At 65.6% G+C, this 15,286-nt stretch carries 10 protein-coding genes; 8 read left to right on the forward strand and 2 right to left on the reverse strand.

Annotated elements, in window-relative coordinates; genetic code table 11:
* The first annotated feature begins 30 nt into the window (after positions 1-30).
* On the forward strand, positions 31-696 hold the full coding sequence (locus tag BCUN_RS04495) for an N-acetyltransferase (RefSeq protein WP_051920754.1): 666 nt from the start codon (positions 31-33) through the stop codon (positions 694-696).
* Between the two features lie 307 nt (positions 697-1,003).
* Here the strand turns inward: BCUN_RS04495 and BCUN_RS04500 are convergent, their stop codons facing one another.
* Together BCUN_RS04500 and BCUN_RS04505 are read right to left on the reverse strand one after the other, a co-directional pair.
* Positions 1,004-1,741 (reverse strand): DedA family protein, encoded by a 738-nt coding sequence (locus BCUN_RS04500; protein WP_051920755.1) that lies wholly within the window; start codon positions 1,739-1,741, stop codon positions 1,004-1,006.
* A 285-nt stretch (positions 1,742-2,026) separates the two neighbouring features.
* The gene (locus BCUN_RS04505) at positions 2,027-2,680 is read right to left on the reverse strand and encodes a YesL family protein (protein WP_051920756.1); all 654 of its coding nucleotides are present in this window, start codon (positions 2,678-2,680) and stop codon (positions 2,027-2,029) included.
* 330 nt (positions 2,681-3,010) lie between these two features.
* Between BCUN_RS04505 and BCUN_RS04510 the strand changes: the two genes are divergently transcribed.
* The 7 genes from BCUN_RS04510 (at position 3,011) to BCUN_RS04540 (ending at position 15,214) form a co-directional block, all read left to right on the forward strand.
* On the forward strand, positions 3,011-4,087 hold the full coding sequence (locus tag BCUN_RS04510) for an ABC transporter permease (RefSeq protein WP_238552322.1): 1,077 nt from the start codon (positions 3,011-3,013) through the stop codon (positions 4,085-4,087).
* Positions 4,088-4,140: 53 nt separating this feature from the next.
* The gene (locus tag BCUN_RS04515; RefSeq protein WP_033516953.1) at positions 4,141-5,100 is read left to right on the forward strand and encodes a carbohydrate ABC transporter permease; all 960 of its coding nucleotides are present in this window, start codon (positions 4,141-4,143) and stop codon (positions 5,098-5,100) included.
* A 129-nt stretch (positions 5,101-5,229) separates the two neighbouring features.
* Positions 5,230-6,996 carry an ABC transporter substrate-binding protein gene (locus tag BCUN_RS04520; protein ID WP_033516951.1) on the forward strand — a complete coding sequence of 589 codons (1,767 nt, stop codon included), beginning with the start codon at positions 5,230-5,232 and terminating at the stop codon, positions 6,994-6,996.
* Between the two features lie 141 nt (positions 6,997-7,137).
* A complete protein-coding gene (locus BCUN_RS04525) occupies positions 7,138-8,613 on the forward strand; it encodes an alpha-L-fucosidase (protein ID WP_033516949.1) in 1,476 nt (491 codons plus the stop codon).
* A gap of 26 nt (positions 8,614-8,639) precedes the next feature.
* The gene (locus BCUN_RS04530; RefSeq protein ID WP_033516947.1) at positions 8,640-10,766 is read left to right on the forward strand and encodes a beta-glucosidase family protein; all 2,127 of its coding nucleotides are present in this window, start codon (positions 8,640-8,642) and stop codon (positions 10,764-10,766) included.
* Between the two features lie 176 nt (positions 10,767-10,942).
* Positions 10,943-12,973 (forward strand): alpha-xylosidase, encoded by a 2,031-nt coding sequence (gene yicI, locus BCUN_RS04535; protein WP_033516945.1) that lies wholly within the window; start codon positions 10,943-10,945, stop codon positions 12,971-12,973.
* Positions 12,974-13,189: 216 nt separating this feature from the next.
* Positions 13,190-15,214: a beta-galactosidase gene (locus BCUN_RS04540; protein WP_051920758.1), complete on the forward strand. Its 2,025-nt coding sequence runs from the start codon at positions 13,190-13,192 to the stop codon at positions 15,212-15,214.
* Positions 15,215-15,286: the final 72 nt, after the last annotated feature.

Below are 15,286 nucleotides of genomic sequence, written 5' to 3' on the forward strand. Positions count from 1 at the left end.
CAGGACTGATGTGTGCTACAACTCATAACCATGACATACGCAATCAGGACCGTGGCACGACGCGACTACGCGAAGGCGGTGTCCTTCGCCATGGAGGGCATGCACTTCGATGCCCTCATCCCCATCGAACCCCTGCGGCGCGCCTACGCCTGGTGGTTCTGGTACGACGAGCTGCGCAAGGCGACGCAGGTCATCGCTGCCTATGACGGCGACCGGCTCCTGGGGGTGCTGCTCGCCAGGATGCGCGCCGGCGTGGCGCGTCCGTTGCCCTTGGGTGCGCGGCTGGCATGGCGTGCCATGGACGTGGTGGTGACCTTGGGGAATTTCGAAGCCGACTATGTGCGCGCGAACCGTGCCATGCGCGCCGACTACCTGCGCGACCACCGTCCCGACGGCGAGATCCTCTTCCTGACCGCCGACCCGCACGCCGGCGTGCCCGGCATCGGCACCGCGCTGCTCAATGAACTGGCGTGCCGCGAGTCCGGCAAGGAGGTCTTCCTCTACACCGACAGCGGCTGTACCTGGCAGTTCTACGAGCGGCGCGGTTTCGTGCGCTACGGCGAGCGGACGGTCAGGACGTCGAGGAAAGGCCCGGAGCTGACCTGCATGCTCTACGCCAGGGTCCTGCCGGCGATCAAAAAGCCGAGCATCCCCCGCCGCCTTGCCTCCAGGCTCTTCCGCCGTCACCCCCGTTGACTCGCCCCGTGTATTCCTGTCGTTTTCTGTCGTTAAGGCGGGCATCCGCCCGGGAACGAATCGCCACTTAAAGCGGGCACCGGGATGGGTCCGTTTCCTGACTTAGAGCGGGCACCGGGTCGAAGGAACTTTTTGTTCCTTCGACCCGGTGCCCGCTCTAAGTCAGGAAACGGACCCATCCCGGTGCCCGCTTTAAGTGGCGATTCGTTCCCGGGCGGATGCCCGCCTTAACGACAGAAAACTGACACGACGACACAACGACGGTACGACACGGAAACAGCGACCGAAGCGGTGGGGAGGGATTCGGTCAGCGGCGGTGGCGCGGGGTGGCGGACTCGGTGTGGGGCGTCGTCTCGGCCTCGGCGACCTCGGTGGCGCTTGCGGGCTTCTTCTTGCCGAACTTCGCCTTGACGAGGCCGACGATGGTGGGGATCAGGGAGATGACGAGGATGGCGACGATCACCAGCTCGAAGTTCTCCTGGACGACGGGGATGCCGCCGAAGAAGTAGCCCAGGAGGGTGAACAGGCTCGACCAGACCAGGCCGCCGAGCACGGAGAAGGGGGTGAAGCGGCGCCACTGCATGCCGGAGATGCCGGAGATGAAGGGCATGAAGGTGCGGATGAAGGGGAAGAATCGGCCGAGGAACACGGCGAGCGGCCCCCAGCGGTCGATCATGGTCTCCGTCTTGGCGAGGCGTTCGGGGGTGAGGGCCTTGACCTTGCCGGAGTCGATGATGCGGCGTCCGAAGAAGTGGCCGATGAAGTAGTTGCACTGGTCGCCGATGATCGGCGCCAGCCACACGACCGGCAGCAGCGCCGCCAGGGGGAGTGCCGACTGTCCGGTCGCCGCGTCGGGGGCGGCGAAGAAACCGGCGGCGAAGAGCAGCGAGTCGCCCGGCAGGAAGGGGAAGAAGACCACGCCCGTCTCGACGAAGACGATGAGGAAGATGAAGCCGAGCGTCGGCGCGACGCCCATGGCGATCCAGCCGGCGATGGCCCCGCGCGGGTCCTTGAGCAGGTTGGCGATGAAATGTATGAATCCCACAAGCGATCCTTCATGACGACGGTGCTGACTTCGCCATCATATCCGCACGGTGACCCCTCCCGAGAAATTGTTCATTTTTTTGAACAAATCTAGGACGCGGGCCGCACGAGCGGCCCGCGTCCTAGATTTGTTCAAAAAAAATGAACAATTTCTCGGGAGGGAGCGGAAGGGCATGCAGAAGGGGGCCGCACTGGCGTGCGGCCCCCTTGAGGAAAGAAAAAGGAAAGAATGAAGGAATCGGTCGATAGGCCTCCTTTGCTGGGTCGGTCGGACAGTGGGCAAACCTCACAGGCCGCTGCTGGCGTTGACATAGGTGGCGCGCTCGGGCTCGCCGGTGCCGCCGTACTTGGCGAAGGCGCGCAGCAGGACGAGCGACTTCGCGTAGGCGAGCCAGCTGAGGCCGAAGACGAGCAGCAGCACACGCACGAAGGGGAGGGCGTAGCCCAGGGCGAGCGCGAAGACGTCGATGCCGACGAGGGCCAGCGAATAGCCGAAGGCGCGCCACGGGAACATGGCGGCGAGCTTCCACTGGCGGCCCAGCGGGTTGGCGAAGCGGGCCTGGATGGGGAAGAGGTACTCGCCGAGGAACACGGTGGCCACGGTGGCGGCGACCAGGACGATGAGCGGCAGGTAGGCGATGTTCGAATCCCAGGCCGCCCAGAAGGCCAGGCCGAAGATGAGGGCCGCGACGAGCGCGAGCATCAGGAGGCCGGAGACGAAGGCCTGGCGGAACTCCCGCCCGAACCGCCTGAGGTATTCGCGCACGAGCTTGATGTCCTCGTTGTCGTCGTACTTGAACATCGTGCTGTACATGGCGGCCTGCGCCGGTCCGATGGTGACGATGGGGACCATGGTGAGCAGATAGACCACGTTGAGCGCGGTGAACCTGACCAGCGTTCCCAGGAACTGCCAGAACGGTGCCTCGGTATTGAACTTCATCGTGTCGCTTCCTCGCTGCCAAGAACGATGCGTCAGTGCATCGCTTGCTTATTGAATATTGTATAAACAACGACTGGCTTTGTCTACTTGAGGCGTCACCTCAGCGCGTCGCGCACCGTGTAATACCAACGATTCCCCGCAATACCGCAGCAACCGCGCCGTTGGGTGGCTAGACAGCGATTATGCTGCGGGCATAATGAAACGCCGACTCTGTAATCCGATTTGACAACGTCAGTTGTTGTTTATAGCATCTTAAACAACGCAGTGAGGAGACCCCGCGACGGAGCGGCCGCCCACTGTGGCAGGGATTTTCCAAAGGAGGAAAAGAGAATGCAGACGTCCTCAAGCACCGAGACCGACGAAACCGTCGGCATGACCGGCGGTGCGGCTGCAGTCCTCGGCAGGGAGGAGGAGGCCGCGCTCGACGCCAGGGAGCCGGAACACCTGTCCCGCAAGGACCGACGTGCCCGCAGGAAGGCCGCCAAGATGGCCGCCCACGTGGCCGGTGACAAGAAGCACGCCTTCCGGCTGTGGCTCTACGTGGCGCCGCTGCTCGTGCTGGTCTTCCTGTTCAGCTACGTGCCGCTCTTCGGCTGGATCTACGCCTTCTATGACTACCAGCCGCCGATCCCGCTGTCCGAAAGCAAGTTCGTGGGCCTGCAATGGTTCGAGATGCTCGTGCAGAACCCCGCACAGTTGCGCACCATCGGCCAGGTGCTCCTCAACACCTTCGCCATGTCCGGACTGAACATCCTGACTTCCTTCCTGCCCGTGATCTTCGCCATCATGCTCAACGAGATCCGCGCGAAGTGGTTCAAGAACCTCATTCAGACCCTGACCACCCTGCCGAACTTCATCTCCTGGGTGCTGGTCTACTCCATCGCCTTCGCCATGTTCTCCTCGACCGGCATGGTCAACGAGACCCTCATGAACCTGCACCTGATCAGCGAGCCGATCAAGTTCCTCGACTCCCCGGACCAGGTGTGGCTCAAGATGCTGCTGTGGAACCTGTGGAAGGGCCTCGGCTGGGGCTCCATCATGTACCTCGCGGGCATCGCCGGCATCGACCCCGAGCTCTACGAGGCCGCGCAGGTGGATGGCGCCAACCGCTTCCAGCAGATCATCCACGTGACGATCCCGCAGCTCATGCCCACCTACTTCGTCCTGCTCATGCTCTCGATCTCCAACTTCCTGAACAACGGCATGGACCAGTACTACGTCTTCCAGAACGCGTTCAACCAGAAGTGGATCCAGGTCCTCGACCTCTACGTCTACAACGTGGGCATGGGCCAGAACAGCCTCTCCCTGGGCACCGCGATCTCCATGCTCAAGTCCCTCGTCTCGGTCGGCCTGCTGCTGTTGGTCAACTGGCTGTCCAAGCGTACCCGCGGCGTCGGCATCGTCTGATCCGCGCGCATCCACCAGCACACCAAGAGCCTTCGGGTCCACAAGGAGAAACCATGACAACCGCAACCGCACCGGCCACCACGGCGAAGAAGCCGCGCGGCCACAACGCCGGCATCTCGCCGGCCATGCGCCGCACCAAGGGCGAGAAGGTCTTCACCGTCGTCAACGTCCTGCTGCTGACGCTGTTCGCGCTGATCTGCACCTACCCGTTCTACTACCTCATCATCAACTCGCTGTCCAACAACCAAGCGGCCGCCGCCGGCGAGGTCAACTGGTGGATCCAGGGCCTCCACTGGGACAACTACAAGACCGTCCTCGGCCTCGACGGCCTGGGTCGCGCCGCCTGGATCTCCGTGGCGCGTACCGTCATCGGCACCGTCCTGACCGTGCTCGCCAGCGCCTACCTGGGCTTCATGTTCACCCAGCAGAAGATGTGGAAGCGGTCCTTCTGGTACCGCTTCGTGGTCATCACCATGTACTTCAACGCCGGCCTGATCCCGATGTTCATCACCATGAAGAACTACGGCCTGACCAACAACTTCTGGGTGTACGTGCTGCCCGCCATCGTGCAGCCCTTCAACATCATCCTGGTCAAGACCTACATCGAGTCCATCCCCAGCTCCCTGCAGGAGGCCGCCGAGGTGGACGGCGCCGGCACCTTCACCGTCTTCTGGAAGATCGTGCTGCCGATGTGTACGCCGATCCTGGCGACCGTGGCCATCTTCTCCGCCGTCGGCCAGTGGAACTCCTTCCAGGACACGCTGATCTACATGACCGACTCGAAGCTGTACAGCCTGCAGTACCTGCTGTACACGTACATCAACCAGGCGAGCTCCATCGCGAACTCGGTGAAGGCGAACGCGGCGAACGCGGCGATGCTGGCGACGGCGACGACGCCGACCGCAATCCGCATGACCGTCTCCGTGATCGTCGTCCTGCCGATCATGTTCATCTACCCGTTCTTCCAGCGCTTCTTCGTCAAGGGCATGATGCTCGGCGCAGTCAAGGGCTGACCTGCCGCACCGCCGCCCGCAGCGGACGCGGGCGGCGCGCGGTGACGCAAACCAACCACCCACCGACAACCAACCAAACTGTGCTCAGCGATGAGCCAAACGCAAGAGGATAACAAGGAGGTTTCCCTCATGGAAATCAAGAAGAAGGTCGTCTCCGGCCTGGCCGCCACCCTCTCGGCGGCGATGCTGCTGGCCACCGCGGCATGCGGCGGCGGCAGCGACTCCGCAGCCGACGACGGCAGCTTCATGACGGTGGACGTGTTCTCGTCGACCGCGAACTACCAGGGCGTCCAGAAGGGCTGGTTCGCCAAGATCGTCAAGGACAAGTTCAACATGGAGCTCAACATCATCGCTCCGAACGTGGCCGGAGGCGGCGATACCCTCTTCGACACCCGCTCGACCGCGGGCAACCTCGGTGACCTCGTCATCGTGGGCATGGGCAACGGCCGTCTGCAGAAGCTCGTCAAGTCCAAGCTCATCACGGACATGACCCCGTACTACGACAAGATGACCAACGTGAAGAACTACCAGGCCGGCGTGGACTACGTGACCAAGCAGGCCGGGCAGGACGGCGTGTGGGGCGTGCCGGGCAACGTGTCCGACGAGTCCCCGACGAAGTCCTCCGAAGGCGTCGAGCCGGCGGCCGCGCCGTACATCCGCTGGGACTACTACGCGAAGGTCGGCTACCCGAAGATCTCGAACCTCGACGACTTCGCGAACGTGCTCAAGCAGATGCAGGACAAGGCGCGCGAGGAGACCGGCCAGGACGACATCTACGCGGTGTCCCTGTTCAAGGACTGGGACGGCGAGCTGATGCAGAACGCGCAGGCCGCCTCCCAGTGGTACGGCTGGTACGCGCAGAACTCCGTGCTCGTGCCGTCCGATGACGACGCCGCGCAGGTCACCCCCGCCAGCCAGGTCGGCAGCGGCTACGACCAGATGATCGAGTTCCTCAACAAGTGCAACGACATGGGCCTGGTGGACCCGGAGTCCACCACCCAGAACTGGGACAACCTGTCCACCAAGGTCACCGAGGGCAAGGTCCTCATGTCCATCTGGTCCTGGCTGGGCAAGCCGCGCATGAACAGCACCGAGAACCAGGAGAAGGGCATCGGCTTCATGCTCGCCCCGCTCGAGAACATGAAGGTCTACACCCCCGGCTTCCAGCCCGAGGGTGACGGCAACTCCTTCATCGCCATCGGCTCCAAGGCCAAGAACAAGGAACGCCTCGCCAAGTTCATCGACTGGCTGTACTCCCCGGAGGGCATCTACGCCTCCGCGTTCAACTCCGGCGGCGCCGCCTGCCCGAAGGACATGTGCTGGACCCTCAACGACAAGGGCGAGCCTGAGCTCAACGAGTTCGGAGAGAAGGCCATGTTCGACTCCGCCGGCCTGCAGGTGCCGGCCGAGTACGGTGGCGGCTCCTACAACGACGGCGTCTCCGCGCTCAACTTCAAGGCCGTGAACGCCAACGGCACCGACCCCGAGACCAAGGCCGCCTACAACCCGCAGCTGTGGGCCACCCAGCTGGCGAAGACCACCAAGCTGCAGGAGGACTGGGCCAAGCACATGGACGGCGCGAAGACCGACCTCGAGTACCTCGAGAAGACCGACCGCCTGGCCGTCGCCCCCGGCGCCACCTACACGCCCCCGGAGGAGGACTCCCAGATCTCCACGCTGCGTTCCAGCGTGAAGACCGAGGTCATCAACGCCTCCTGGCAGGCCGTCATGGCCGGCAGCCAGGACGAGTGCCAGAAGATCTTCAAGGACATGGGCACCCAGATCAACGACCTCGGCTATGCCCAGGTTCTCGAGGTGGACAAGAAGAACGCCGACGACCTGATCAAGGCTCGCCAGGAGATCGTCAAGCAGTTCGCCGACAAGGAAGACAAGTAATCCCGACGGTCATCGTGTGGCTGTCCGGTTGCCCGCGTTGCGCTAGAAATTGTTCATTTTTCTGAACAAAATCTAGCGCAACGCGGGCAACCGGACAGCCACACACCAAGACACCCACTACACCCCCAGGAGGTGCACGCCATGGCCCCCACCCTCGCACAGGTCACCTCGGTCGCCAACGCGGGACCCTACCGCCCCGACTGGGCTTCCCTCGCCGCCAACCGCAACCCCGACTGGTTCGCCGACGCCAAGTTCGGCATCTTCACCCACTGGGGCCTGTACACCGTGCCGGAATACCGCAACGAATGGTATTCGCGCAACATGTACATCCAGGGGTATCCCGAATTCGACCACCACGTGGCCACCTACGGCCCCCAGCGCGAATTCGGCTATAAGGACTTCATCCCCATGTTCACCGCCGACGCCTTCGACGCCGACGCCTGGTGCGCGCTCTTCGCCCGCGCCGGCGCGCGCTACGTCATGCCGGTGAGCGAACACCACGACGGCTTCCAGATGTACGCCAGCGACCTGAGCCGCTGGAACGCCGCCGCCATGGGCCCGAAGCGCGACATCCTCGGCGAGCTCGCCGACGCCGCGCGCGCCCACGGACTGCACTTCACCACCTCCAACCACCGCGCCGAACACTGGTGGTTCATGGGCCACGGTCGCGAATTCGACTCCGACGTGCGCGACCCCATGGCCCGCGGCGACTTCTACTGGCCCGCCACCGTCCCCGAACCCAACGAGTTCGACATCGACAGCACGCCGGCGCCCACCGCCGAGTTCCTCGAGGACTGGCTGCGGCGCAACGCGGAGATCATCGACGCCTACCAGCCCGAACTGCTCTACCTCGACTGGTGGGTCCAGCACCGCGCCTTCAAGCCGTACCTCAAGCTCCTCGCCGCCTACTACTACAACATGGCCGCCGCCCGCGCCAGCCGCGCCGCCATCTGCTACAAGTACGACGCGCTCGCTTGGGGCGCCGGCATCGTCGACGTCGAACGCGGCGGCTACCCCGACCCCACGCCCTTCGTCTGGCAGACCGACACCGCCATCGCCCGCAACTCCTGGTGCTACACGGACTCCCTCGAGTACAAGCCGTGCTCCGAGCTCGTCGTCAACCTCATCGACGCCGTCAGCAAGAACGGCAACCTGCTGCTCAACGTCGGCCCGCGCGCCGACGGTTCCATCGCCGACCACGATCGCGCGCTGCTCGAGACGATCGGCCGCTGGCTGGATGCCAACGGCGAGACCATCTACGGCTCGCGACCCTGGCGCATCGCCGCCGAAGGCCCCGCCAGGCCGGCCGGCGGCATGTTCGCCGACCAGCGGACCGTCGCCTACACGCCGCACGACTGGCGCTTCACCGCCCGCGACGGCGCCCTGTACGCCTGCTGCCTCGCCCCGTCCGGCGAGGACGACCTGACCTGCACGACCTTCGCCGCCTTCGATGGCACTCACCAGCCCGTGTTCAACGGCGTCGTCAACGCCGTCGAACAGCTCGGCGCCGGCCCCGTGCCCTTCGAACGGCGCGACGACGGCATGCACATCCACCCCGACCACCATGCCGCCGTCGACCCGGAACTGCCTCTGGCCTTCCGGATCGACCTCGGCTGACCCACCGACCCCAAGGAGAGCCATCAATGACGATGATCACCGCAGCGAACCAAGCCAAGGCGCATGAGCTGACCGCACGGCTCACGCTCGAGGAGAAGATCGGCATGATCCACGGCGCGGCGCTTTTCCACACCGCCGCCGTGCCGCGCCTCGGCATCCCCGAGCTCAAGTTCGACGACGGCCCCATGGGCGTGCGCGCCGACACCTACGACGACAACTGGGCGCCCCGGCACAACACCCGCGACGCCGTCACCTACTTCCCCTCCGGCTCCGCGGTCGCCTCCACCTGGAACCCCGCCATGGCGCGCCTGGTCGGCCAGGCCCTCGGGGAGGAGGCGCGCGGGCGCGGCAAGGACATCATCCTCGGCCCCTCCCTGAACATCAAGCGCAGCCCGCTGTGCGGCCGCAACTTCGAGTACATGAGCGAGGACCCCGTCCTGGCCGCCGTGCAGGGCGCCGCATACATCGAGGGCGTGCAGGAATCCGACGTCGCCGCCTGCCCCAAGCACTTCGTGGCCAACAGCCAGGAGACCGACCGCCTCGACGTCGACGAGACCATCAGCCAACGTGCCCTCCGCGAGTTGTACTACCCGGCCTTCCGCGCCGCTGTGTGCGACGCGCAGGCACTGACCGTCATGGGCGCCTACAACCTCGTCAACGGCGTGCACTGCTGCGAGTCGAGGGAACTGCTCGACGACGTGCTGCGCGACGACTGGGGCTTCCGGGGCCTCGTCGTCTCCGACTGGAGCGCCGTGCGCGACACCAAGGCATCCGCCGAAGTCGGCCTCGACGTCGACATGAGCGTCACCTACGACTTTGACGACTACCGCTTCGCCCGCCCGCTGCTCGAGGCGGTGCGCGCCGGCGAGGTGGCCGAAGCCGACGTCGATGCCAAGGTCGAGCACGTCCTCGCCGTCATGGACGCCCTCCACATGCTCGGCGACGCGCGCGCCGACCGCAAGGCCGGCAGCTACGCTACCCTCGAACACGCCCAGGCGGCCCTCGACGCAGCCCGCGAATCCATCGTCCTGCTGAAGAACGACGCGCAGGTCCTGCCGCTCGACGCGCGCGCCATGCGCCGCCTGCTCGTCGTAGGCGCCAACGCCGACCGCGTGCACTCCGTCGGCGGCGGCTCCGCCGTCGTCAAGGCAGTGCATGAGATCACGCCGCTGCAGGGCCTCAACGGCTGCATCGGCGGCAACGTCGAGATCGAATACGTGCCCGGCTACTGGGCCGATCAGGTCACGCAGGACGACACCTGGCAGGAGGACAGCCTCGAGAACTCCGCCGACGACACGCGCCGCAACGCCGAACGCAGCAGGCGGCTGCGCGAGGAGGCGCTCGCCAAGGTGCGCGAATACGCGGCCGGCGGCGACCCCATCGTCTTCGTCGGCGGCCTCAACCACGACCACGACCTCGAGGGCCGCGACCGCACCGCCATGGACCTGCCCTACGAGCAGGACGCGCTCATCGACGCCATGCTCGACATCGCCCCCGACACCGTGCTCGTGTTCGTCGCCGGTTCGCCCGTCACCATGGACTGGGCCGACAAGGCCAGTACCATCGTGTGGAATTGGTATGCCGGCGCCGAAAGCGGCAACGCGCTCGCCGACGTGCTGCTGGGCAACGCCGAACCCAGCGGCCACCTGCCGGAGACCTTCCCCAAGCGGCTCGAGGACTGCCCGGCGCATGCCGTGGGAACCTTCGGCCTGGCCGGCCACGTCGACTACACGGAAGGCATCTACGTCGGCTACCGGTACTACCGCACCAAGGACGTGCCCGTGCGCTTCTGCTTCGGCCACGGCCTGACCTACACGGACTTCGAGTACTCCGACCTTGAGGTCGAACGGGTCGACGGCACTCTGCGCGTGCAGATGCACATCCGCAACGTCGGCAGCCGCCCAGGCGCCGCCGTCCCGCAGGTGTACCTGCGCCTGGAAGGCACCGGCGAGGACCGCCCCGCCTATGAGCTCAAGGGCTTCACGAAGCGCTGGATCGCCCCCGGCGAACGTGTCCAGGTCAGCGTGGAGATGAAGGCCGACGAGGCCCTGAAGTACTGGGATACGAAGGCCGGTGCCTGGGCCGTCGCCCCCGCTGCCAAGGTCTACGTGGGCGAGTCCGTGGAGGACCTGCGCCTGAGTGGTTCCCTCTGACCCCGCCCCGCCTCGCCCCCTTCCCCTCCTGAGAAATTGTTCATTTTTTTTGAACAAAATCTAGGGAGTGCGGCCCGCGCGGGCGGGCCGCCCATAGATTTTGTTCAAAAAAAATGAACAATTTCTCAGGGGGCACGCTTATCACGCTAACCACCAACCACAAGGAGAAGAGAACCATGAAGTTCCTCAACGGAGGATGGCTCATCCGCGACGGCTGCTCCGTCAAGTACGCCGCCAACATCTACACGGCCGACATCGAGGCGGACAGGCTCACCCTGTTCTGCCCCTTCGGCTCGCCGATCTACAACCCGGGCATGACGCTGGACGGTGGCATCCTCACCATCGAGGTGACCTCGCCGCGCGAGGACGTCATCACCACGCGCCTGGTCAACTTCCGCGAGGACCGTTCGCACTGCCCCAAGTTCCACCTCAACGAGACCGCCCCGAAGGTCGAGATCGCCGAGACCGACGACGCCTGGACCTTCACCTCCGGCAAGCTCACGCTCACCATCGCCAAGGGCGAGCAGATCGATTTCGCCTACGCCTATGACGGCAAGCCGGTGGCGCACTCCGGCTGGCGCGCCAAGGCGCTCGTGACCGACCCCGAGGGCCGCCTGCACGTCTCCGACCAGCTCGACCTGGGCGTCGGCGAGAAGATCTACGGCCTGGGCGAGCGCTTCACCGCCTTCGTGAAGAACGGCCAGTCGGTCGAGATCTGGAACGAGGACGGCGGCACCGGCACCGAGCAGGCGTACAAGAACGTGCCCTTCTACCTGTCGAACCGCAACTACGGCCTGTTCGTGGACAATCCGGGCAAGGTGGAGTTCGAGATCGGCTCCGAGAGGGTCTCCCGCGTGCAGTTCTCCGTGCCCGGCCAGGAGATGGCCTACTCTGTCATCGGCGGCCACAGCATGAAGGAGATCCTGGGTACCTACACGGCCCTGACCGGCCGCGCCCCGCTGGTGCCGGACTGGAGCTACGGCCTGTGGCTGAGCACCTCCTTCACCACCGACTACGACGAGAAGGCCGTGCTCGGGTTCGTCGACGGCATGGCCGAGCGCCACATCCCGCTGTCCGTCTTCCACTTCGACTGCCGCTGGATGAAGGAACTCGAATGGTGCAACTTCGAGTGGGACGCCACGAAGTTCCCCGACCCGGAAGGCCTGCTCAAGAAGCTGCATGAGCGCGGACTGAAGAACTGCGTGTGGATCAACCCGTACATCGGCCAGAAGTCGCGCCTGTTCAAGGAGGGCGCCGAGCACGGCTACTTCATCAAGCGCACGGACGGCAGCGTCTGGCAGTGGGACAAGTGGCAGGCCGGCATGGCAATCGTGGACTTCACGAACCCCGACGCCGTCGCCTGGTACCAGGGCTACCTCAAGGAGCTCGTGGCCATGGGCGTCGACTGCTTCAAGACCGACTTCGGCGAGCGCATCCCCACCGAGGGCGTGCAGTACTTCGACGGTTCCGACCCGGAGCTCATGCACAACTACTACACGCAGCTGTACAACAAGGCCGTCTATGACGTGCTCGTGGAGACGAAGGGCGCCGACCAGGCGATTCTGTTCGCCCGTTCCGCGACCGTCGGCGGCCAGCAGTACCCGGTGCACTGGGGCGGCGACTGCTCGTCGAATTACCCGTCGATGGCGGAGTCGCTGCGCGCCGGCCTGTCCTTCGGCATGTCCGGCTTCGGCTACTGGAGCCATGACATCGCCGGCTTCGAGGACCGCCCGACCCCGGACCTGTACAAGCGCTGGACGCAGTTCGGCCTGCTCAGCTCGCACTCGCGCTACCACGGTTCCACCGAGTACAAGGTGCCGTGGCTGTACGGCGAGGAGGCCGTGGACGTGTGCCGCGAGTTCGTGGAGCTCAAGCGCAGGCTTGTGCCGTACCTGGAGCGCATGGCGCAGGAGACGCACGACACCGGCCTGCCGATGATGCGTTCCATGGTCCTGGAGTTCCAGGACGACCGCACCTGCGAGGACATCGACACCCAGTACATGCTCGGCGACGACATCCTGGTCGCCCCCGTCTTCGACGAGGAAGGCATCGCCACCTTCTACGTGCCCGACGCCGGTGACGGCATGCCGTGGCGCAACCTGATCACCGGCACCGAGTACGAGCCCGGCTGCTGGTACACGGAGCGGTACGACTACCACACCCTGCCCGTGCTGGTGCGTCCCGGTGCGGACCCGCTGAACGCGTGATGCACCCCGCCCCACGGCGAATCCTTGGGAATCCGGCCCGATGCCCGTAAAGATTCGTCGTAGGGGAAGCCCCTGGCGGCGAAACTGTAGAGAATTCGGCCCGCTCCCGTAGAATTTCGCCGCACAGGGGATCTTCTGCGGCGAAATCGTACGGAATCCGGGCCGTATCCGTATGCATGCCGCGCCACCAGGCGAGCCCGACACAAAGGAGCACCCATGACCCGTACTTTCCCCCGATTCCTCTTCGGCGGCGACTACAACCCCGAGCAATGGCCACGCGATACGTGGGAACATGACCTCGACCTGCTCGACGCAGCCCACGTCAACGAGGCCACCGTCAACGTGTTCGGTTGGAGCCTGCTCCAGCCGGACGAGGCGACCTACGACTTCACCACGCTTGACGCGATCATGGACTCCGTCGCGGACCGCGGCTGGTCCGTCACGCTGGCCACGGGCACTGCCGCAGTGCCCGCTTGGCTGGCCACCGCATATCCGCAGGCCATGCGCGTGGATATCGACGGGCGCCGGCAACTGTTCGGCGGGCGGCACGATTTCTGCCCGAGCTCGCCCGACTACCGTCGTCTGGCGCAGGCTCTGGCCTCGCGCGTCGCCGAACGCTACGCGCACCGCCCCGAGGTGGTCTGCTGGCACGTCAACAACGAGTACGGCAACGCCGGCGGCTGGTCCTCCTACTGCTTCTGCGACGAGTGCGCCCGGCAGTTCCGCACGTGGCTGGAACGCAAGTACGGCATGCTGGAGGCGCTCAACGAGGCGTGGTGCACGAACTTCTGGAGCCACACCATCACCGCCTGGAGCCAAATCATCCCGCCCGTGCTCGCCGGCGACGCCATCAGCGCCGACAAATGCGTCATCTCCGGCCTGCAGATGGACTACCGGCAGTTCCAGAACGAACAGTTCCTCGACTGCTACCGCATCGAACGCGACGCCATCCGCGAGCATGACGCCACCACCCCCATCACCACGAACCTCATGGGCACCTACAAGGACTTCGACTACTTCGCCTGGGGCCGCGAGATGGACGTGGTCAGCTGGGACAACTACCCGGGCATGGATACGCAGCCCAGCTTCACCGCCATGTGCCATGACCTCATGCGTGGCGTCGGCAGCGGCAAGCCCTTCATGCTCATGGAGCAGACGCCCAACCAGCAGAACTGGTTCCCCTACTGCAAGGCCAAGCGTCCTGGCGAGGTCGGCAAGCTCAGCTGGCAGGCCGTCGCGCACGGCGCCGACACCGTGCAGTTCTTCCAGCTCAAGCAGTCGCGCGGCGGCTGCGAGCGCTTCCACGGCGCTGTCATCGGCCACGACGACTCCGACCGATCTCGCACCTGGCGCGAAGTCCAGGCCCTCGGTGCCGACCTCGAGTCCCGCGCCGCCGCCATCATGGGCTCCACGGTGCCCGCCAAGGTCGCCGTCATCTTCGACTGGTCCAGCTTCTGGTCGCTCGAAGGCTGCGTCGGCCCCACCCAGGGACTGCGCTACCCCGACGAGGTGCACCGCTTCTACCGTGCGCTGTGGCGCCGCGGCGTCGCCGTCGACATGATCGAAAGCACCACGCCGCTCGAACGGCTGCGCGGCTACGACCTCGTTGTCGCACCCGCGCTCATCATGGTTAAGCCGGGCGTCGCCGACACGCTCGAACGGTACGTGCGCGGCGGCGGCCGCTTCGTCACCGGCTACATGGCCGGCATCCACGACGGGCACGATCTCGTCGTCGAAGGCGGCTATCCGGGTGAACTGCGCGCGCTCACCGGCGTGTGGGTCGAGGAGATCGACGCGCTCGCCCCGGGCGACGGCATCGACGTACGGTTCGCCGACGGCCACGCGGCGCAGGGCGGCATCGTCGCCAGCGTCATCGAGCCGGAGGGTGCACAGGCCGTCGCCAGCTACGGCGGCAGCGATTTCTACGTGGGCACGCCGGCCGTCACCGTCAACGACTTCGGGCAGGGCCGCGCCTGGTTCGTCGGCACCGCACTCGACGAGGCCGGCATGCAGGCGGTCATCGACCCGATCCTCGCCGAGGCCGGCATCGAGGCGCTCGACCTGCCCGACGGCATCGAGGCGAGCCGCCGCGTGGCCGACGACGGCACCGTCTTCACCTTCGTCATCAACGTCGGCGAGACGCCGGTGGACGGCGTGCGCGTGCCCGGCGTCGACGGCGCACTCGACATGGGCGCCTTCGCCGTGCGCGTCTTCGCCGACGGCGAGGAACTGGCACGCTAATCCGCGCAGGGCCGCGCAATCCCGTGGTGGTGCGCGGCCCTGCGCGGCGCGGTCGGCGCTACACTGGACAGG

This window comes from Bifidobacterium cuniculi (assembly GCF_000741575.1).
Classification (GTDB): Bacteria; Actinomycetota; Actinomycetes; order Actinomycetales; family Bifidobacteriaceae; genus Bifidobacterium; species Bifidobacterium cuniculi.